General features: G+C 40.8%; 13 protein-coding genes. 5 read left to right on the top strand and 8 right to left on the bottom strand.

Annotated elements, in window-relative coordinates; translation table 11 throughout:
• Nucleotides 1–28: 28 nt before the first annotated feature.
• Both BCU94_RS13780 and BCU94_RS13775 read right to left on the bottom strand, forming a co-directional pair.
• Nucleotides 29–1,120, bottom strand: a complete 1,092-nt coding sequence (locus BCU94_RS13780; protein ID WP_102476690.1) for a two-component system response regulator — start codon at nt 1,118–1,120, stop codon at nt 29–31.
• Nucleotides 1,104–5,798, bottom strand: coding sequence for a transporter substrate-binding domain-containing protein (locus BCU94_RS13775; RefSeq protein ID WP_102476689.1), 4,695 nt, complete (start codon nt 5,796–5,798; stop codon nt 1,104–1,106). The genes BCU94_RS13780 and BCU94_RS13775 overlap by 17 nt, the downstream gene beginning before the upstream one ends.
• A gap of 536 nt (nt 5,799–6,334) precedes the next feature.
• Here BCU94_RS13775 and trmH point away from each other — a divergent pair.
• Together trmH and BCU94_RS13765 are read left to right on the top strand one after the other, a co-directional pair.
• A complete protein-coding gene (trmH, locus tag BCU94_RS13770; RefSeq protein ID WP_102476688.1) occupies nt 6,335–7,036 on the top strand; it encodes a tRNA (guanosine(18)-2'-O)-methyltransferase TrmH in 702 nt (233 codons plus the stop codon).
• 203 nt (nt 7,037–7,239) lie between these two features.
• Nucleotides 7,240–7,998, top strand: coding sequence for a hypothetical protein (locus BCU94_RS13765; RefSeq protein WP_102476687.1), 759 nt, complete (start codon nt 7,240–7,242; stop codon nt 7,996–7,998).
• Between the two features lie 3 nt (nt 7,999–8,001).
• On the opposite strand, the gene BCU94_RS13760 is transcribed toward BCU94_RS13765, so the two are convergent.
• Nucleotides 8,002–9,204, bottom strand: coding sequence for a cation:proton antiporter (locus BCU94_RS13760; protein ID WP_102476686.1), 1,203 nt, complete (start codon nt 9,202–9,204; stop codon nt 8,002–8,004).
• 115 nt (nt 9,205–9,319) lie between these two features.
• On the opposite strand from BCU94_RS13760, the gene BCU94_RS13755 reads away from it, so the two are divergent.
• The 3 genes from BCU94_RS13755 to BCU94_RS13745 all read left to right on the top strand — a co-directional run bounded on the left by BCU94_RS13755 (nt 9,320) and on the right by BCU94_RS13745 (nt 12,356).
• Nucleotides 9,320–10,183 (top strand): universal stress protein, encoded by an 864-nt coding sequence (locus BCU94_RS13755; RefSeq protein WP_102440449.1) that lies wholly within the window; start codon nt 9,320–9,322, stop codon nt 10,181–10,183.
• 298 nt (nt 10,184–10,481) lie between these two features.
• The gene (locus BCU94_RS13750; RefSeq protein WP_102476685.1) at nt 10,482–11,093 is read left to right on the top strand and encodes a protein-disulfide isomerase; all 612 of its coding nucleotides are present in this window, start codon (nt 10,482–10,484) and stop codon (nt 11,091–11,093) included.
• Nucleotides 11,094–11,303: 210 nt separating this feature from the next.
• Entirely contained in the window at nt 11,304–12,356 is a 1,053-nt protein-coding gene (locus BCU94_RS13745; protein WP_102476684.1) for an NAD(P)/FAD-dependent oxidoreductase, read from the top strand.
• A gap of 145 nt (nt 12,357–12,501) precedes the next feature.
• On the opposite strand, the gene BCU94_RS13740 is transcribed toward BCU94_RS13745, so the two are convergent.
• The 5 genes from BCU94_RS13740 to BCU94_RS13720 all read right to left on the bottom strand — a co-directional run bounded on the left by BCU94_RS13740 (nt 12,502) and on the right by BCU94_RS13720 (nt 20,802).
• Nucleotides 12,502–13,143 (bottom strand): LysE family translocator, encoded by a 642-nt coding sequence (locus BCU94_RS13740; RefSeq protein ID WP_198590887.1) that lies wholly within the window; start codon nt 13,141–13,143, stop codon nt 12,502–12,504.
• Between the two features lie 317 nt (nt 13,144–13,460).
• Nucleotides 13,461–14,159: a polysaccharide deacetylase family protein gene (locus BCU94_RS13735; RefSeq protein ID WP_241901132.1), complete on the bottom strand. Its 699-nt coding sequence runs from the start codon at nt 14,157–14,159 to the stop codon at nt 13,461–13,463.
• A 241-nt stretch (nt 14,160–14,400) separates the two neighbouring features.
• Nucleotides 14,401–14,841, bottom strand: coding sequence for a hypothetical protein (locus BCU94_RS13730; RefSeq protein WP_102476682.1), 441 nt, complete (start codon nt 14,839–14,841; stop codon nt 14,401–14,403).
• A 24-nt stretch (nt 14,842–14,865) separates the two neighbouring features.
• A complete protein-coding gene (locus BCU94_RS13725) occupies nt 14,866–17,277 on the bottom strand; it encodes a tetratricopeptide repeat protein (protein WP_102476681.1) in 2,412 nt (803 codons plus the stop codon).
• Between the two features lie 525 nt (nt 17,278–17,802).
• The gene (locus BCU94_RS13720; protein ID WP_102476680.1) at nt 17,803–20,802 is read right to left on the bottom strand and encodes a TonB-dependent receptor plug domain-containing protein; all 3,000 of its coding nucleotides are present in this window, start codon (nt 20,800–20,802) and stop codon (nt 17,803–17,805) included.
• Between the last annotated feature and the right edge of the window lie 842 nt (nt 20,803–21,644).

The following is a 21,644-nucleotide window of genomic DNA, read 5'->3' as shown; positions in this document are numbered from 1 at the left end:
CGCCTCTTTTATTGCTTAATCGTTAAGGTTAATCATCATCCTGAAAGCGATCGGCAATTTTAATAAACTCTTCTTGAAGCGCATCAAAGGCATCTGCTATATGTGGGTCGAAATGACAGCCGCGGCCTTCTTTGATTATGCTTGTAGCCTGTTCGTGTGTAAAAGGCGGCTTGTAAACTCGACGACTAATAAGTGCATCATAACAATCGGCAATGGCCATAATCCGTGCCGACAAGGGAATATCTTCTTCAGCTAAACCTTCTGGATAGCCGCTGCCATCCCAACGCTCATGGTGACTATAAGCTATCTCTTTGGCGATGCTTAAATAGCTTGAATTTCCGTATTCATTTTCAGCGCTTTCCAGTGCTGATTTACCATATTCGGCATGCTTTTTCATTTCACTCCATTCGCCTTCATCAAGCTTGCCTGGCTTTAGTAAAACGGCATCCGGAACCCCCACTTTACCAATATCGTGTAACGGCGCTGATTTAAACAATAGGTCAATGTAAGCATCATCAATACTCGCAGAATATGGTGAGTTTTCTCTTAAATATTCAGCTAAGGCTTTAACGTAATATTGAGTGCGACGAATATGTTTACCGGTTTCATTATCACGAGTTTCTGCTAGCGAGGCCATACAGTAAATAGCGACATCTTGGGTTCGAGATATTTCAGCCGTTCGCTCAAGCACTTTGGCTTCTAAGTCATGGTTTTGCTCTTCCAGAGCTCTATTTGCCGAAGTTAAGGCCAAATGGGTTTTAACTCGAGCTCGAATAATGGGAAGGCTAAAAGGTTTGGTGATGTAATCAACAGCACCCAATTCAAAGCCCAATATTTCTTCTTCTATTTCAGCCTTTACCGTCAAAAACATTATCGGTATGTTGCTAGTGTCAGGGTTACTTTTTAACTTTTTACATACTTCATAGCCGTCTAATCCAGGCATCAAAATATCCAGTAACACTAAATCAGGCATAAAGCCTTGGGCGATACGTTCCAGTGCTTGTTCGCCACTTTTCGCCACAGAAACATGGTATTTACTCCCCAAAACCTCGATCAATACACTAATGTAAAATGCTTCATCATCAACAATTAATATTTTATCTTTAAGATATGGTGACATGTTCAGTTTCCTGTTCAGTTTCCTGTTCTGCTTGGGCTATGACTTGGGCGATTAATTCTCTAGCATTATCAAACTCAAATTCATTGACCTGCTCGATAAGTTTCTCAATCAGATGACTATCGACCTCGCCATCGAGGGCTAATATGTTTTCTTTAGCTTGCGGATTTCCAGCTGCTAATAGCTCATCAAGCGGTGATAAAACCCTGCTTAAATTGGCTGATACTTTAAACGGCTGTCTTATGTCAGTGCTATTACTTACGGATTGATTAATCCATTGGCATTGCTCAAGCCCTGCGATTAATACCGTAAGACTATCGGTAAAAGCTTGCCACTCAGGGACATCAAAGGGGGATGGGTGACTATGCAGTTGGCTTTCTAGATTAGCCGACGCCTGCTCTAGTTGTTTAGCGCCAATATTGCCAGCAACACCTCTTAAAGTATGAACGGCTCGTATGGTTGATTTTAAATCGTCAGCATCTTGATAACTCTGCAACAAGTGCAACTGATCTTTGTGACGCTGATAAAACTCACCAATAAGTTGCGCATAAAGCTGTTGGTTGCCCCCTAATCGCTTAATACCCCAGTGCACATCAACTCCCTCTATGGGGGCAAGCGACATATTTTGCTGCCCCTGAACTTTCTGGCTTTGTTTATGGGTAAGGTAGGGGCTAAGGGCTAAATAAAGCTGATCGGGCTCAACGGGTTTAGCCAGGTGAGCGTTCATCCCAACTTGTAAGCACTTATCGCGATCCCCTTTCATCGCATGGGCGGTCATCGCAATAATCGGGAGTTGTTTTTTATCAAAACGGCTGCGGAGGATTTCGGTGGCTTCGAAACCATCCATAATCGGCATTTGTACATCCATCAAAACAACATCAAATGTCTGCTCATCAACCATTTCTATTGCTTGCTTACCATTGTCGGCTACTGCTGAGGTTAACCCCATACGCTGTAAAAATTCAGTAGCGACCTGTTGATTAATCGATTGATCTTCTACCAATAACACATGGCCCTCTAACTGCTCAATCGTATTCTTCTCTGTTGCTGGCCCCATGGGCTGCGAAGGCTCAAAGATTTTCATCAAGGTATCAAATAGCACTGACGCATTAAGCGGTTTAATTAAAAATGCATCCAGCAAATCATTTTCCACCTCATTCATCACATCTTCACGCCCGTAAGCGGTAATTAAGATTATTGACGGTTGCTTACGCAGCGGTAAGTATTTAATGCTTCGGCTAGCCTCAATGCCATTCATTTTTGGCATCTGCCAATCCATTAACACTAATTGATATGGCCGCTCATCTTCCATATTGTTGATCACGCTAAGCATTTCAATCGCTTGCGCACCACTGACTGCGGTCTCAACTTCAAAGGAAAATGACTCCAGCAGCTCTTTTAAAATTTCTCTGGCATTGTCATTATCATCAACCACAAGCACTCTCATCCCTTTAAGGGAAGCACATTCCGTAATGACTGATTTTCGACTAGAAGTGACTTTAGGCACTGCAAGATTAAGCCTAAAGCTAAAGGTGCTACCTTGATCGGGTTGACTGGTTGCAGAAATATCACCTTGCATTAATTCAACTAATTGCTTACTGATGCTCAAGCCTAAACCAGTACCACCATGGAGTCGAGTAATACTGCCATCAGCCTGAGTGAAGGCATTGAAAATACTAGTTAAATTAGCTGGTTCAATCCCTATACCTGTGTCTTTAACTGAAAATTCTATGGCTACTTGCTCGTCTGTTTGCGACAGCATTTTAGTACGCAGCAATACCTCACCTTTTTCGGTAAACTTTATCGCATTTTGGGTTAGGTTTATTAGCACTTGCTCAATGCGTAACGCATCACCAATAATTGTTTCTGGTATTTTAGGGTCTAACTCAAACTGCAGCTCAATGCCTTTATCGACGGCTTTTATCCCCAATAGGTTGGCAATGTTAGTAAATACTTCATGTAAGAGAAACTCGCTCTGTTCAATTTCGAGTTTACCCGCCTCTACTTTTGAAAAATCGAGTATGTCATTAATAATCCCCAACAAACTTAAAGACGCTCGTCTTATTTTTTCAGAATAATCCTGTTGTTTATGATTTAATTCTGTCCCTTGCAATAAATGCGTCATACCAATAATGGCATTCATGGGGGTGCGAATTTCATGGGACATATTGGCAAGAAACTGACTTTTAAAAGCGCTAGCCTGTAATGCATCACGCTTTGCCTCCTCAAGTTTTTTACTACTTTGTGTTAATTTAAGCCTTGCTTTATTAAGCTTTCTATTCCAAACAAGGGTATACAGTATCATTGGCAACAATATGCCACAGGTAATTAAGATAGCCCGCCAAATCTGATAATGATTATCCTGATGTTCAAACTGCACAGAAAACCACTTATTTTCGATAGCTTGCCGTTGCTGAGGGTCAATTCTCGCAATCGCGAGATTGACAATTTCCAACAATTCAGGCCAATCTTTGCGAATACCGATTGATTGTTTAAAGGTATAAGGCGTGGTTGCGGTCACTTTTACATTACGAATACCGAGTTCTTCTAATGTCCAAGATGAGGCATTTAAATTACCAATATAGCTATCAATTTCACCAGCGCTTAGTGCAATCAGTGCCTCTTTATTGGATGAAAATGGTACTAAATTAAATTGTGGATAATCATGTTTTAATGTCTCTTCGATGGCATAGCCTTTAACCACACCGACTTGCTTATTATCAAGATCATCAAGACTGGTCACAAAACGGGTATCTTGATGAACTAACACCATATATGGACTTTCCAAATAAGGGGTAGAAAACAGCATCACCTCGCGCCGTTCAGGTGTGGGGGTTACAGCAGGTAAAATATCTAGCTCTCCAGCGGAAAACTCTGCCAACACTTGGGACCAGGGTTTGTTAATAGGGGAAATAAACTCTGCACCAATTAAATTTGTCAATCTGGACATCACATCTGCCGACATCCCAGAATAAACACCGTTATCATCAATAAATTCAAAAGGCGGCCAGCTGTTATCAACTCCTAGTCGCCAAGTGGGATGAGCCTCCAACCATGCATGCTGTTTTTGAGTAAAAATAAGTGGACTGCTAATTTTACTGTCTTGATTAATCCAATCAGTATGTATCTGCTGGCGTCTTGACACACTTATCGAATCGAGGGCTTTATTGAGAATGCCAAGCAAGGGCTCCCATTCAGGATCTTTATAAATGGCAAATCTTTGATGAGCGGGCGCAAACATAGGATCGCCACTAAAGGTTAAATTAGTCAGCTGCAAACTATCCATAAGCCAAGTGACAACCGCTTGATTGCCAATATACGCATCAACTGTACCGAAAGAGACCGCTTTCAATGCCTCTTCAGTTGTTGAAAAGGTCATTAGATTAATCTCGGGATGATTATTGCTAATTTCATCGACTAAATAAAAGGCTTTCTCTAATGCTAATCTCTTGCCATACAATTCTGTCAATTTGGAATATTGTTGTGCGCCAGTTTTAGAAACAATCACCTTAATCGCACTAAAATAAGGCGCACTAAACCACAGGTTTTTGGCACGGTCTGGTTTTTTTACTAATGTTGCACCTAGTTTTAAATTTCCAGAACTAACCGCAGAAAGCATATCTTGGAAACTACCAAACACTCGAGTGTCAAAGCTCACTCCTAACTGCTTTTCAAAAAGGGTTAAATAGTCATGTAAAATTCCCGAGTGCTCACCATTAGGGTCGATAAAATCTACCGGCGGCCAACGACCGTCTACGCCAATAGGAATAATCGGATGAGCAGCTAGCCATGCTTTTTCTTCTTCTGTAAGGGTAATAATTGGCTGTGTCACTAATAACGGTTCAGCTAAATTTTGATACTCCCAATGAAAACCACTCCACTTAGCAGATATCGCATCTTTTTTCTTATTATCTATTTGTTGTATGCCTGTATCTATTGTTTGCAGTAATTCAACGTTTCCCTTCTTCACTGCTGCGCGAAAAGGATGTGAATATAATGCGGATTCAATGGTTTTGAATATAGTCGTTGCAGGTGTTTGTTTTAAATAGGTGTCAAGGTAAAGCGGCTGGCAGATAAACAGGCTTATTTCGCCATTAATTGCAGCATCAAATAATGCTTTATAGCCTTTGAAAGTCCTGATGTCGGCATTGGGGAAATATTTTTTTAGCCAATTATGATGAAAACTATTGTGGGTAACACCAATACGGTATTGTGGTATTTGTTTAATAAATTCAATATCTTGCTCTACAGTATTGGCATATAAGAAATATTCACTATGTAACAGTGGCGCAGAAAAAGACATACTTTTAGCGCGTTTTTCATTTTGAAATACCCCAGCCAACAAATCGACTTTATTCTGCGCTAACCAAGTTTGCCCTTCTGCATTAGAGCCTGGTACAAATTCAACGGCTTTACCTGTGATTTGCGACCAAGTACGCCAATAATCAATTAAAATACCAGCAGCTTGGCCTTTGTCATTAAGATATTGCAACGGAGTGCTATCAGTTCGGTAAGCAATACGCACTACTTGCTCATCATTAGGAATTGCTTCAGCTTCAGCTGCTGCCGTAAGGTGACAGAAAAAAGGACAAAAAAAACCGAGGAATAGGCAAGCTAACCTCAATTTCATTGCAAAGTGGCTTACTAAAAGTAGACGAGGCATCCTTGTAAAGTGACTCATGCTAACTCCCTGTATGAGCTTAAAATAATAAATTCCTTATGTGCTTACCTGCACTGAATTAATCTTAGCACTCAAATGGCCAGATGCAATTTTGGCGATAAAATTTCAGCATCAAAACAGTAATTAATAATTCATTTTTAAATCCTTTTATTATTTATTGAAAACAAGTCAACCTAGAGAAAGTTCGTCCCTGAAAAATGACATACCCACCAATGTAAAGCACATAATAACTCCGCAAGTCATTAATGCTATTGACCAACGCAGCCCAAAAAGTACAACGAGACGGTTAGCCAAATAAATTAATACCTTGCGTCAACTCATCATGTGTACGGGGGGAGTAATTTAAAATGAGTTATTTAAGGTTTTGTCCCCTAACTAAGATTAATAACTAAAATCATACATGTACAACTGAATAGCATTTTAGCTTTAGCAATTAAGCGTTATAATGACGCAGATATTAACTCAGCAGTTACGGACGGATTATACGCCTTTTATTAATTCGCTTTTTCTTAGATAAAACCAAGTAGAACAGCCCCATGAGCCCAGAACGTTTAGCCCGAATAAATCAGATGCTTGATAATCGCCAAGTCGACCTGACAGTTTGCCTCGATAAAGTCCATAAATCGCAAAATATTGCAGCCGTGGTGCGCACCGCTGATAGCGTTGGCATCCATCAAATTCATGCGGTTATGCCCGATAACAGCCTTTGGGTTTCAGGCAATACTGCATCTGGTAGTCAGCAGTGGGTTAATACCGTCAATCACCGCAATTTTGATGATGCAAATAAGCAATTTAAAGCGCAAAAAATGCAGGTGTTAGCCACCACATTTTCAGACACTGCGGTAGATTTTCGCGAAATCGATTATACCCGTCCAACCGCCATCATCATGGGTAACGAGCGTGATGGTGTCAGCCCTGAAGCCATCGCAGCCGCCGATCAACATATCATCATCCCTATGATTGGCATGGTGCAATCACTGAATGTATCAGTCGCTGCAGCCTTAGTCATGTATGAAGCCCAGCGTCAACGCCAACAAGCTAATATGTACGGTAGCCGCCAGCTTGATCACAGCTACTGCCAAACCATGTTATTTGAACAAGGTCACCCAATATTCGCCAAGGCCTGCCGTAGAAAAAACATCCCATACCCAGCTATCGATCTGCAAGGGCAAATTGATGCTAGCGATGAATGGTGGCAGCGCATGCGCGCGCCAGATCCACAAGCTGAGCTCGGTTAACATTAACCTTTACTGATATTAAACAAGATAAGAATATTCTCAACACTGAGGCCTAGAGTCTCAGTGTTGTCGGCTCTCGCTTCCTCAATAAACATCCTCTAGCGGCTCTTTGATAAATAAAACTCCAGTTGTGAGCAACTTAACCGCTAACAGCGTCTATGCTTATTGTTGTAAATAAAAATTACTTACATAAGGAAATAGGTATGGGGATAACTGCTAAGAATCATTCAAGGGTAAAATTAACAGGAGTTGCCTTAGCAACACTACTTGCGCTTTGTGGCTGTCAATCAACCACCTCTGTCATCAGCGCTAAAAAAGACCTCGATATCAGCGTGACACAAAACACTGGCAGGTGCGTGACGGATAACAATGCCAATATCGGCTCACTCAGCGTATTTACAGCCAATACCCTATCAGGCTATATCGTTGATAATAAATTTGACCAATATGCTAAAGCCCATATTCAGCAATACCAAACCGACATTGTCATCAAAGATATATACCAAAGCGAAGATGCCAGTTGGAGTCAACTTTGTGTCAGCACCCAATTAGATATGACCTTTACCGATAAAGCAGATGCCAGCAAAACATTAACGCTACCTCTATATTTATCATTAGATAAAGGCAGCCCTGTACTTGAGATCCACAGCAATAAAACTGATATTGAGTCAGTAAAAGCCAGTGTCTTTCAAAATAATGCTCGCCCAGGTAAGGCGACGCTAGTGATGAAATGGGTCACCCAATGGCGCGAAGATAATCAAGGAAAAGAACTGCAGCTTTGGAACGGCGAGCTGTTATCGTTTACCTTTGACGATAAAGGCCAAATAAGCGTAGATGGACAATCAGGGCAACCCTATGTCACCTTCCCAATGCCATCGTATTCTATGGTCAATAACCAGCCGTCACAGTCGGTGCAAAAATTAACTTTTACCCTGACAGTGGTTAATGACCAAGCTGACTAAGGTTTATTCTACTTGCGAATGATGACCATGCTTGTTCAAACTCCATTTGAGCAACATGGGGCCGATTAACGTGGTGATTGCTATGATCACCACTAACTCGGTAAATAATTTATTGTCGATAATGTTCGTCTTCAGCCCCATTTCAGCAAACACTAAGCCGACCTCCCCTCGCGGCACCATAGCGCTACCCACAATAAGTTTCTTTTGCCAGTTACCACCAGCAACCGTGCCGGCAACCAGTTTGCTGGCAATGGCTAACAATGACAGCCACATCAATACCCCGCTAGTACTGTAATCTAGCTGGCTCAGATCTAAGCTTATTCCAACGTAAACAAAAAATATCGGGGTAAAAACGTCAACTAATGCCTTACTTGATTGCTCCATTTTGTGGGTAAAGGCAAAAGGGTTAACTAGGTAGCGATTGAGTGGTGAGGTAAATTGGCGGCTAAGTGTTAAGCCAACCGCAAAGCCGCCTAACAAGGCTGGCGCACCGAATAAGTGTGCTAGCCATGCAAACAAGCACACTAAAATCATAGTGATGATAACTTCATAACCTGAATTATCGCTAGCCGGTTTTAGTACTCGTGCAAAATACAATAACACCCTAGCCACGGGCGGCGTCAGTAACAAAAACACCAGCACTTTAGTGATAAGTAATAGCGTGCTAAATACATCAAACTCCCCATGGGCTGCAAAGTTGAACAAAATGCTGAGCAAAATCACTCCGCCGATATCATCCAACACGGCGGCGCCTAAGATAATATGTCCCGCGGTCGTTTTTGCATGATTGGCATTAACCAACACCCGTAATGAAATGCCAATACTCGTCGCTGTTAAGGCACACCCAAGAAAAATAGCGGTGAATATTGAGTCGGTAAGATAGTAGGCACCACTCACGCCCATCACAATAGCCGGAACAATAATTCCCACTAAGGCCACGCTTACCGCGCGACCACCAGCTTGATAAAGTCTTTTAATTGAGCTTTCACAGCCAATGGAAAACAGCAGCAAGATCACCCCAAGCTCTGCCAATACAGTCAAAGTAGGATCAGGGCAGATAACATTAGTAAGCGACGGGCCCAATAATAAGCCCGCAAGAATCTCTCCCACCACCTCTGGCAGTTCGAAGCGTTGAAAAATCTCGCCAAAAAGTTTGCCCAAAAACAAAATCAGGCAAAGTGAAATAACAAACTGGTCAACGTTCATATTAACCTTAATCTTTTTATTGTTATTGATTAAATATTGAGCGTTTAGATGACAAAGATCAAGGTTGATTTTTAACCAACTGCTAAGCTTATACTTAGTGTCAGAGGAAATGAAAATGAGTAAATTATTTATTATTTCACAACAGCATCAGCAGCAAACTAATGCCATAAAAGAAGGGATTAACCTCGCTAAACAGTTAGGCTTAGTTCCTGAAATCATGTCCTACAGTTATGAGTCCTTAAGTGGCGATGCTTACTATAATCCCCGTATTGCCGGCGTGGTTCGAGAGCAAGTTCGCGCCGATGATAGCGCCGCAGTGAAGCAACAACTGAGTGTTCTCAATGCCAATGAGGTACAGTTTACTAATATGTGGTGTAAGCATTTAGTTGAACATGTATGTGAGTATGTCACCCCCGACAAGTACGCCATGATGCTAAAATCTATTCATGAATCAGCCTGTTTTCGCCCTTTAGATTGGCAGCTTATTCGTCATATCAAAGTACCGTTGATGTTATTGAGTAATCACCCCTTGCATAAGGCAAATTCAATTTTAATGGCGCTGGACTTGGGCACTAGCGATCCACTAAAACAAGCCCTCAACCAAGATGTAATTACCCAAGCCCAGCAACTTGCTAAGGCTACGGGTTGTGATTTACACCTAGGCTACGTGGTGCGTTTTCCGCAAATACTGCGGGATATGGATATCGTCAATACTCACACCTTAGTGAAAGAAGCTTACCAGCGTTATGACAGCAAGATTGCAAAGCTTGGCCTAGATAAGGAGCATGTGCATATCCTGACAGGCAATGCCGATCTATGCCTGTTCGAATTAAGTTGTCGCCTAAAAGCTCAATATCTTGTTATAGGCGCTCGCCAGCGAGAAGGCATTATTGGATTTATGCTAGGAAATACCGCTGAGTCGATCTTAGAGCGAGTTCGCAGTAACGTTTTAGTGGTGCCACATCGCTTGGCAGATTAATGCCATTGCTATGACCAAAGGTTTTAAGTTACTTGCTAGCTTCATTTTGTACCTCAAAAAGATTACTTAGGACTTAAACGTCTGGTTCGATTAAATCAAGCCCTACCATCGATATGTGCTGGCGTTTGATGGTTGAATTGTATAAGGAAAAATTCAAAGCACGATATCGATTGTAAAGGGTCAGCCCCTCTGCAAGATGTAAACAGCCAACTTATTAGCTATGTATGCTTTCAATCATTGAATAATGGCCACAAACTCACTAGGATCAACTCATCAGATAGCAAACAAGAATTTTCCTATGACCACCGAGCTTTATTTCATCTACGACTCACATTGCCCTTGGAGCTACGCCGCAACACCTTTGGTGAATGCATTACAAGAAGCCTACCCTGAAATGAATGTAAACTTATTACATTGCGCCAATTTCATCGGCAAAGACAGTGCTGGCGAAGAGCAAATGGAAGCGGCAGCAAGAATGAGTGGACTTAAGTTTGGCAGAGATCATATTCGTTATGCCAATAGCCCTAAAAACTCAGTCAAAACCGCTAACCTAATGGGATGGTTGCAAAGCAAGCAAGCGAATAAACAACTGCCTGTACTTAATGCGATTCAAAGAGCACACTTTATCGAAGGTAACCCGCTTGATACTAAGCATGATTTCAATGCTATCGTTGAAAAGTTTAAACTGTCGCCATCAAATAAAGTCTTTAAAGATGAGCTGAGTATGGACGCTGAATACGTACTCGAAGGCATTGCCGAAATCCAACAGGTCATTGGTACTAACAGTTTTCCAGCATTAGTGATGACTGTAGGTGATAACGCCATATTTATCGATCACTCAAAATACATCAGTAGCCCGCATACTGTGGTGGCAGCTGTTGAGCAAGAAATAGCTGCGTTTAAGAAGTAATATAGCTAAGGCTAGTCACAAACAAAAAACCACGGTATTTACCGTGGTTTTTTATTGAAATTAAACCTTTAGAGTTTAATTTAAACGCTAAAAAAGCGACCAAGGTTTACAGTAACGCCATTAACTCTTTTAAGGCCACTGCCGATTCAGCACTGATGTTCTGTTAGAATGCAGCCCATAATAATAACCATATGTATTTATTGGGGAACCATGAAAGAATTTATCATCATTGGCGCAGGGCAGTCAGGCCTGGCTATGGCGTATAACTTATCGAGCAATAATAAAGACTATCTCATTCTCGATGCCAATGAATATATTGGCGCCCCATGGCTCAAGCGCTGGGACTCTTTAACCCTGTTTACTCCCACTGAATATAACCATCTACCGGGTATGAAATTTCCTTTTCCCAAAGGTTATTACCCCAATAAATATGAAGTGGCAGACTACTTAAAAAGTTATGTAGATAAGTTCTCGATACCGATTGAGTTTAACCAAAAGGTCACCTCGATTAAAAAAGTGAATGGTATTTTTGACATAACTACTGCCAGCACAAGCTATAAAGCCAAACAAGTCATCATTGCCACCGGGCCGTTTCATACCCCTTACACCCCACCTTGTCATGCTGATATTGCCAAAGATGTTGTTCAACTGCACAGTGAAAACTATAAAAGCCCATCTCAACTGCAACAAGGTGATTGTTTAGTCGTGGGTGCGGGTGATTCTGGGGTGCAAATATTATCTGAAATAGCCGATACCGGCCGCACAGTGCATTTTTCTGGCACCAATAAAATCAAAGCCATTCCCCAAGCCTTTTTAGGTAAAACCCTATGGTGGTGGTTCACCAAAATCGGCTTTTTATCGGTTAACCGTTTTAGCAAAATTGGCAAGTGGTTGAGCAGCGGCGTGCAACCTGTCATTGGCACTGACGTAAAATCACTACTAGCAAAAGACAATGTCATCCACATGGGCAGAACCTTGTCAGCCGATGAAAGCAGTATTAAATTTCAAAAAGGCAGTGTGAGTAGCATCAGAAATATTATTTGGGCTACAGGCTTTAAACCCAACTTTTTTTGGATTGACGGTATCTCATTTGATGAAATGAACTACCCCAGCAATTATCGCGGTGTCAGTAATGATATTGAGGGCTTGTATTTTATTGGCTTGCCGTGGCTTTATACCCGAGGCTCTGCCACCCTAGGCGGCGTTTACAAGGATGCGCAGTACTTAATGAATTACATCTCTGAAAACGTTAAAGCGGCTTAAAAGCAGATATCAAGAACACGCTATGAATATTAATGGTTTGTTCTCTAAAACAAAAAACGGAATGAGTGGCAGCTCATTCCGTTTTTTTTAGCAAAGTTGGAACCCGTCCACTACTGTGATTAACCTAGCTGGTACTTTGATTAGCCTAACTGATACTTTGCACTTGAGAGGCTAACAACCAAATGGCCAAGGCAAAAAATATCAGCCCCATAAACTTATTTTGATAGGTTCTAAACTTGTCATTTTTAAGTAGCGGTTTACCTAAACTGCCCACGAGAGCCACCAGCAGTAAATTAAAAGCTAATCCCATTACGTTAAGTATTAATCCCAGGGTCAACATCTGCTCGCCAGAGCTGGCGTTAAGCTGAGTTGAGACAAACTGCGGCAAAAATAACACAAAAAATATCAGCGCCTTGGGATTAAGCAGGTTACTCATTACCGCGCGGCGATAAAGTAATTTGGCTAAATTATTTTGCTGCTCAATTTCAGGGGCATCAGCTGCGCTGCTGCGCATACAATCCCAGCCCATTTTTAATAAATAAGCGCCGCCTAGCACCCGCAGCACTTCTAATGCCATCGGGTTCATTGCCACTAACGCCGACACACCCATAGCTGCCAGCAAAGTTAAAATAAGCCCAGAGGTCGCATTGCCAAAGCTTGCATACACGCCCACCTTGCGGCCATAACTTAAACTCGAGCTGGCGATCAGCAGCATGTCAGGCCCAGGTATTAGCAGTAAAGCGACCACAGTGGTTAAATAAACAGGAAGTAAAGCCAGATCAATCATGATAAATACAAAATTAGTGATAAAACAGCCGCGGATTCTACAGTTATCCAACATGAATAAAAGTCATCTTGTGTTTAAATGAGATCTTGAGTTGGCAGAGTTTATTTACAGCTAATATTAGAGGCTGATGTTAAAGGCTGATATTAAAGGCTGAGTTAAGCTTAAGATAGCGTAAGCTGAAACAAGCTAAATAGAATTAGCTGCTATTACTTCGCAGCTGCATAGTTCATCAAATTACGGTATGAATCCACATGATACTTGTCACTGCCTCTCACTAAATATAGCCAAAGCTTAAAACACCCAAATCTAAAAAAGTGTTATTGCTGAGCGGCTGCATAGTTCATCAGGTTAAGGTATGAATCGACATAGTACTTGTCACGGTTGGCCGCTAAATAAGCCAATAGTTCAGCATGAGCTTTGGATGATACCGATAAGTAATCACCGCCCACCCCATGAAAAACTAAGTTAATCAGCAAGGTATCTGTAGAGGTATTATTAATATAAGCAATTAACGCTTTACCGGTTTCGCCGGTTGGGTAAATGATGGGGTTAAAGCGTGTGTCAGCGCCGTGGCCTTTAATCGCGGTAAAGAGGTGGTTTACTTTGTTAAGGTACTCTTGACCACCAGTCGAGTCATCATCTAAGCGTAAAGCACTGCCCACCAGTAAATCACCGCAAGGGACGGTATAGGTGCGCTCAGTTTTACCATCAATAGCATTTAAAAAAGTATTAGCAGCACTAAGCTCATCAATCATCTGTGTGACACTATAATGATCAAGGTCTTGCTCTACCTTAACCCAGCCCCTATTGGGCAATGAGGCGCGGCAAGGATGCTGCATACTGTGATTACCTAGCTCATGACCTTGTTTAACTGCAGCTTGCCACTCACTCTTTCGCTGCGCTAATACCGAAGACGTGGAGATAACATAAAAAGAGCCCTTAAAATGATGCTTATTCAGTGCTGGCAACACATTGTCTAAATGGCTGTTTAAGGCATCATCATAAGAAAGGCTCACTGCTAGTTTTTCGCCGTTAGGCCAAGTAAACCTTTGAGTTTCAGCTGCCGACGCTGAAAAACAGGCCAATGGGAGTAAGACTATTGACCTTAAAATCTGTAATATTTGTTTATTGATAATCAATTTCGCGCCCATAAAAGTCATGCCAGCCCAGATTTTTATAAATCCAAATATAAAACAAGCTATAAACTAACATATAAATCAGCCTATTATGCATACTCTGACTTTCACTGAGCCGTTATTATTTCGAAATAACAATACGTGGATCTGTGCCTTCATCACAGCCTTCAAGCATCACCAAATAGTCAAAGCTTTCCCCAACGTCAAGCTCTTCTTTCACTTTGCACTTTACCTGGCCATTTTTAAAGTTCTTGCCACATTGTTCTTTAAGAGGTGAGTTTTCGGTAAATTTTAATTTAAACTTACTGAAAATATCATCTGCCATTTTCCAAGTGATAAAGTCACCTCGCTTAGCGCAGATACACGCTTCAACCCCTTCACATTGCCCTTGCTCACAGCCGCTACCTTCATTAGGTGTTACCGTGACAGCGCACTCACTGGCAACCAAACTAATGGTTTGATCTTCAGCAAGACTTTGTCGTGAAAACATCCCCAATAGACCTATGAGTGTAACTAAGGTTAATGCTCGAGCTGTGAGTAATGGTTTTATAGTAATATTCATTGCCTTCTTCCTTGTTTTATTGCGTTATGGCATCGCCATGTTGACGTAAACACCTTGAAACTGAATATCTCTAGCCAGCAACTTTTTCGAATAGCCTAATTTAAGGGCATTATCGATATACTGAATAGCCAGTTGTTTTTCATCACAATTTATCGCCGCTATGGCCATATCATAAAAAAGATATGGATCGGGGCTATCTTGTAATTGAGTTGAGGTTATTTTTTGCAATGCCGGTTCACACTCCCCCAGCTCTGATTGATACCGAGCAAACATGGCATGCATAACATGGTCGTTAGGATTAACTACAAATTGCTCGCGGGCTAATTTATAGGCTTGTTGGTAACTTTCAAGGGCTTGAGTGGCATCACCGGAAAACTTTTCTGCATCCGCTAAATTAGCCCACAACACAGGGTCGTTGGGGCTCAGCTTAATGGCTTTACGATAACTTTGGGCTGCATCAGTAAACTCATATCTAAAAAAGAGTGCTGTCCCAAGGTTTGAGTAAGTTAACGCATTAGGTGCTAAAGATAATGCGGTTTGCCACGCTTTAGTGGCTTTTTCTAATTCATCATCAAGAAAATAGGCGCCGCCTAAACTACTGTAGCCATTAGCGTAGTTAGGCTTTAATAATGTGACTTTAAGGTATTTATCTTTGGCTTTTTTATATTGACCATTATTAAAGTAATAATTGCCAAAGCGCTGATAATTTTTCCAGTATCCCGGCTCTAATTGAATCGCATTAGCAAATAAATCCACCGCCTTATCATTGTGACCCAGTTGAGTCTGACTGTCGGCTGCGCCAATAATTGCTTCAATATTTTTAGGGTTAAGGGTTAATGCCTCGTCAAAAAACGCAATAGATTGTGAATAACGGCCACTTAAGCGCTCTAGGTTACCTAAGGCAACTAAGCCTTCTTCTTTTAAATTCGACACCTGAGTCAGTGCATTACAAATTTGCTGGGCTGATTCAAACGTCGCAAGTTTTTTATTTATCTGGTATTGATTTAGATAGGTTTGGCATAAACCAGCGCTGGCTAAGGTAAATTCCCCATCAAATGCCAACGCCTTCATAAAATGAAATTCAGCTTGGGCTAATGTGGCCTGAGTGGGAGCTTTAAACAGCTCGCTTTTACCTTGTATATAACTGTCATAAGCTTTGAAATCATCGGTGCTGATAAGGTCCTGACTATCTAATTCACTCGACTGTGCAATCAGTGATAAGGCATTAAAAAGCTCACGATATATTTGTTTTTGCACCAACAAAATATTGCCGACATCACCTTTAACAACCGAAGACCACACCTGTAAATACGTTTTGATATCAGTAATATGTAATATTATTGAAAATTCACCTGCATTTTCAGTAATGGCGCCATCGACTAAATATCGCACCCCGAGTTTTTCGGCATAGGTGGATAGTTTGCTGTTTTGGGGAATTTCATTTACTGCCCGCTGAGACATTAAATTAAAAGCGCTTTGCTTGCTTAAGGCGCTAATCACTTCGCCTTGAAAGGTGGATTCAAAATAATGTGGTAATTGGCTTTGCTCATCAAACACAAAAGGGATAACCGCAATGAGATTATCTTGAATAGGTAGGCTAGTTTTCAGCGCTGCGACCTTGGGTTTTTCATTATAAATAGAGTCAATTAAATGCAGCGATAAAAAGCCACCTAAAATGGACAACGCGCCAATAAAGAAAAAATCAAACGCCAACTGTTTGTAAAACACCTTTTTCTTCGGATGATTTCTATCAGCTTTAAATAAGTCTTTTTTGACCTTAATATCCTGAAACCATGTGTAAATAAGTAATATTGGAAAACCGACAACCAGTACTAAAACAACAATTTTAATGCCCCAATCAGGCACATTAAAAATCGGAAAGATAATGGCTATAATTTGAATAATGAGCCAAGTCATAATCGAAAAAGCCACGCTAACACGAAATAAATTAGAGTTTTTTAACAGGGCAATATTTAAGTGCCATTGCGGTGTATGTGTGCTATCGGCAGAATGCGTGGTAGACAACGGCGCTTTTAACGCAGCACGCTTTCGGTTAAGCGCCTCTTCATCGAGGGGGGCGACTGTCGCGATTAATCGATAGCCCTTTCGGGTAATGGTTTGGATAAAAACAGGGGACTCTTTGTGATCATCTAAGGCGTGGCGAATTTCGCTAATTACATGGCTCAAATTTCTACGCTTTCGATTAAGTTTCCCCCAACCAAAAGCGAGCAATCGCTGACTTGAAAGCAACTGCTCAGGGTTTGAACATAAATATAATAAGATTTCAAAAGCTTTAGGAGGCAAATGACGCCGTTCCCCATGAACAATCACTTCACCATCGTCGGGTAATACCACAATGTCATTTAACACAAAACCTTGACGTAAGTTAGGGTCGATTCCTTCCATATCGCTTTGATTTCTGCCCTTTGAGTCCATAAAAATTGAGCCTTATAGATTCTAATATTCGCTTGATTATGCGGAAACTTACACTGTTAAATGGGGAGAAACTTGATATTAAACTGAATGTTCAGTCTAGGTAGGTTTTGTATATTGCGCAAACCATGTGAGCCCCTTGATTCAGCGGTGTTTATCACAGGAAAATGACTCTAAAGCGGCCATATCAGGCAATGTAGCGATATACATGCTATCTGTAATTTTTACCGGTTCACTTTAGTAACTGAAATTACATACATAAGTAGTACAAGATAATAGAGCATTATATGTACTTTAGTTGTACGACACGCTAAGTGAAGTTTTGTGGAGCTCAGTAAACATTAAATGATGCAGATACATGACTTACATCTTTTATATTTTTGTTCAATTTAGCTTTATTGCAGGTTTTGTTGGGTGTTTATAGCATGAGCTATAAACTCTATATGTTTAAGTCACATTTATTTTAAACGCTAAAAGTCATAAATAAAAACGGCAGCCTAGGCTGCCGTTTTTTTATTATCAAAAACTTTAGAAGCTGTAGTGCGCAGAAATTTGCACGTAGCGTGGTGATTGATAAGAGCTCGCTTTCAAGTAATTAGGGCTTATTGCTGTTGACCCTTGTTCATAATCGTTCACTTGATCAAACGTTGTAGCTTCTTGATTATTGAACACATTGAACACTGTTGCTTTAAGATTCAAGCCTTCTGCCCACATAGGAGAATAGCTTAAGCCTAGATCCGCATTAAACAACCAAGGAGTACGTCCTTCGTCACCACGTTCTGAAAGTTCTTGCTGACCATCGTCATTCATACAATAGAAGCTTGAAGCTCCATATCGACTGAAGTTTGGCGCATCGTAACCTGTTGTGCCATCACCTGTAAGCATATCGTCAGTTTTAACAAAGCCCTGACAACTCATCGGGATACCTGAAACTAAAGAGATATTAGCTGATACTAGAAGCTCTTCAGTGATTTCATATAAACCAAAAGCTTTAAACTGATGCGTTCTATCTGTTGGTAAGTAACCTTCAGATCCATGCATAAAGTTTTGGTGATCGAAATCCTGCGTTGCACCCGGATCTTCCTGAGCTAACGAAGAGTTTACGTAACCTTCAGCATTACCATAGGTACGTGAAAGCACATATGAGAAGCTCGCTTTCCAGCCATTGCTCATTGCTTTATCAGCGGTAAGCTCTAGACCATAATAATCACGCTTGTATTCTGGTAAGCCGTGATATGAATTAGGTGTAGTGACTGACGTTAGATTACCGTCATTCTCAAGATCCATTGCAATGGTGATATCTTCACCAGGATTGATCAACATACAACCAGCCATAGAGTTAGGGTCAAAATTGTCATACCCATTATCTGCAGCCCAATTAGTAAAGCCATCATGACCACAGAAGTCATCCATACCATTTTGAAGTGCTTTAGCTGTAAATTTAGCTCCTGCACTCCAATCGTCAGTTAAGAACTGCTGATAACCAATAATGAACTCATCTTGATACATTGGAGTTAAGTTTTTATCAGCAATACGTTCAGGCTGTGGTACTTGGTTATCGATAATTGGCTCACCAATAATATCACCAATTGTTACTGGTGCTTCAGTTCCATCAGTCTTACGACCATCAGGCAATAGATACCAGCTTTGATTATAGTTTTCGACTCGAGTCGAGCGAATATTTGTATTTGCTGTTACTGGAATATAGCTACGACCAAGGGTTGTAAATAATTTAGCTGAAGAGTCGCCATTTACATCCCATGAGAAACCTAATCTAGGTGCTATAAGGTTACTAGATTCAACGAATGTTTTACCGTTGCCATCCATATTATTAAATGACTCACTACGGACACCTAAATAAACAAGCATATCATCGTTTAACTGCCAGTTATCTTCGATATACCAAGCTGTATTTTCAACGCCGAAAGTTGCTGTTTGAGTTTCATGCAAGCGTACACGAACGGCTTCAGTACCTTCAGGAAGTACAACACCATTGATCGTGTTGTTGTTACCCGCATAAGCTGTTGCATAGCGATAGTAAACGCCACCAGATGGATTGGTACCTGGAGAAGTTGAATCATATTGCTGTGAGTCATATCCGAAACGAAGGCTGTGGTCTCCTAAAACCCAGTCAACATCAAACTTCATGCTTTCACGTTCATCTTTGTCTTCGACTTGGTCAGTAATATAGAACTGACCAGGCTTGTTCCAACAACCAATTGGCACCCAGTTTTGCCCAGGAGTCGTATCGTACACAGCAGGACATTCGTCACCAGGAAGGTTTGGTACTTTAAGATAAGTATTTTCTAACTTACCAAACATAGCGTTAAAGGTAATATTGTCTGTAAGGTGGCCTGTATAGGCTAAAATATTAACCGTTCCGCCTTCTTCGTATGTAAACTTACCTGTTTGCTCCCCGTGCTTACCAACAATTGGATTTCCGTCATCATCGAAATCGTTAAAGTAGTTAGTACGATCGTATTCTTCAACATTGTTAATGTGCGTAAAGCGTAATGAATGATTATCAGTAATAAACCAATCTAATTTAGCTAAATAGTTGGGCGTTGTATTACTGTATTCGTAGCTACTATCTTTACTATAATTATCACGCTGTTTATTTTTCCCTTCGATATTAGCAAAGAAGAAAAGTGAGTCTTCAATAATCGCGCCACCACCAAACACGTTATATGCGATTTCATCCAATGAGTCATACTGATTCGATGTATCTAAAGTGTCGTATACATCTCCATTTGCATCGATATCTAATAATCTAACATCTTTGCCTGAAGCTCTAAGGGCGTCTGGAGTGTAGTAAGCTGAACCACCAAATTCCCAGTCGTTATTACCAGACTTTGTCACCACATTTATGACACCACCAAGCGAACGACCATACTCAGCACTGTAACCGCCAGTTTTTACCTGAGTTTGTGCAATAGCATCCTGCGGAACAGAGGCAAAACTTAACATTGTACGTAAATTGGTCACATCCATACCATCAATATAGTAACCATTCTCAGCAATAGAAGAGCCACCAAATGAAGGCAGGTTTCTATCAAAGGCATCCCCTCCCTGAATTGCACCAGGTGCAAGTAACGCAACAGCTACCGAGTTTCTTGCCATCGGCAATTTCGCGATTTCTTCTGAGGTAAATACCGCTGAAGACTCTACACTTGATGTATCAATAGATGTGATACGAGAACCGACAACACTCAATCTCTCTGGAGCATCAGCAAGTGATACAAAGGCACCTGTACCAATCACGACTGTGACTTCCTGCTTATTACCAAGGTTATCACTAACGACATAAGTACCAGGTGCAATACTATTCATATTGAATCGACCAGTATCATTAACTGTGATTGTGCGTGAAACACCTGTTTTAGTATTTTTATAGGTAATTTCAGTACCCGTTGTCGCTTTACCATAAATTGAACCCGCCGCACTATTTGCTGATGCAGGTGAACTTAAAGCCAATAACGCTGTTACTGAAGCAGCAACTAACGAGCGTCTAAACATCTTATCTTTCATCTTCCAATCCCTTTGATGCGCTAATTATTATTGTTAAAAAATACCTCTTTAGTAATACAAATGTATCACCAAGCAACAACTTTTTAACATCCCGCTATCATATTCGTCAACACAAAAAGTAAGGAATAATTTATAAGCAACCTATTTATAATCAAAGACATGGTGAAGTTATTTACAGAAAAAAAGCCTTATTAAGATAACTCTGCTGTAAAGGGGGGGTTAATACAGTCTTTACGCTACAAATAACTGGGGAATGCCGCTTTCACAGAATAAGATAAGGCTTTATTTTAAGAGTTTAACCCTGATTTTTTTTGCAAAAAAAGTGAATAAAAAAACATTTATCAAAATTTTTTGCTTACCTAGATAAACAAGAAAATTAAGTGGGCGAGATTTGAACCAATGAGAATGCTCGAATAATATTAAATACGGTATTTTCTATATGGGAAACATTCGTTTTTCATAGAATTATGACCAATATTTGGAGTAAATGCGTCCCTTAATAGCCTAAGGCTCTCGTAGCTCATTCCATCAGGGATATAATTGCTAATTAAGATAAGAAACAAAGCAGTAAAGCTTATACTGGCCAATAATCACCCCTAAGCCAATAATAAAAACGCCAGTAATGACTGGCGTTTTGTGGGGGGCTATTGGCTAAAATCAGTTTTCATTCAACTTGCGTGTCAATATGGGTAAATAGCAGAGAGTGAGCCATTGCTTTACTTTAATATACTTTGCTTAAAATTCTCTACCATAGCCATGATCAAATCACCAAATTAATGTGCCGCCAACGGATGGCAAGGCTGCATTTCAAATGCTTAGTTATTTTTCAGCAAACCAAGAGG

The sequence above is a fragment of the Shewanella sp. 10N.286.52.C2 genome (assembly GCF_002874545.1).
Taxonomy (GTDB): Bacteria; Pseudomonadota; Gammaproteobacteria; order Enterobacterales; family Shewanellaceae; genus Shewanella.
The sequence above is the reverse complement of the archived record's forward strand: the minus strand, read 5'-3'. Positions and strand labels throughout refer to the sequence as shown.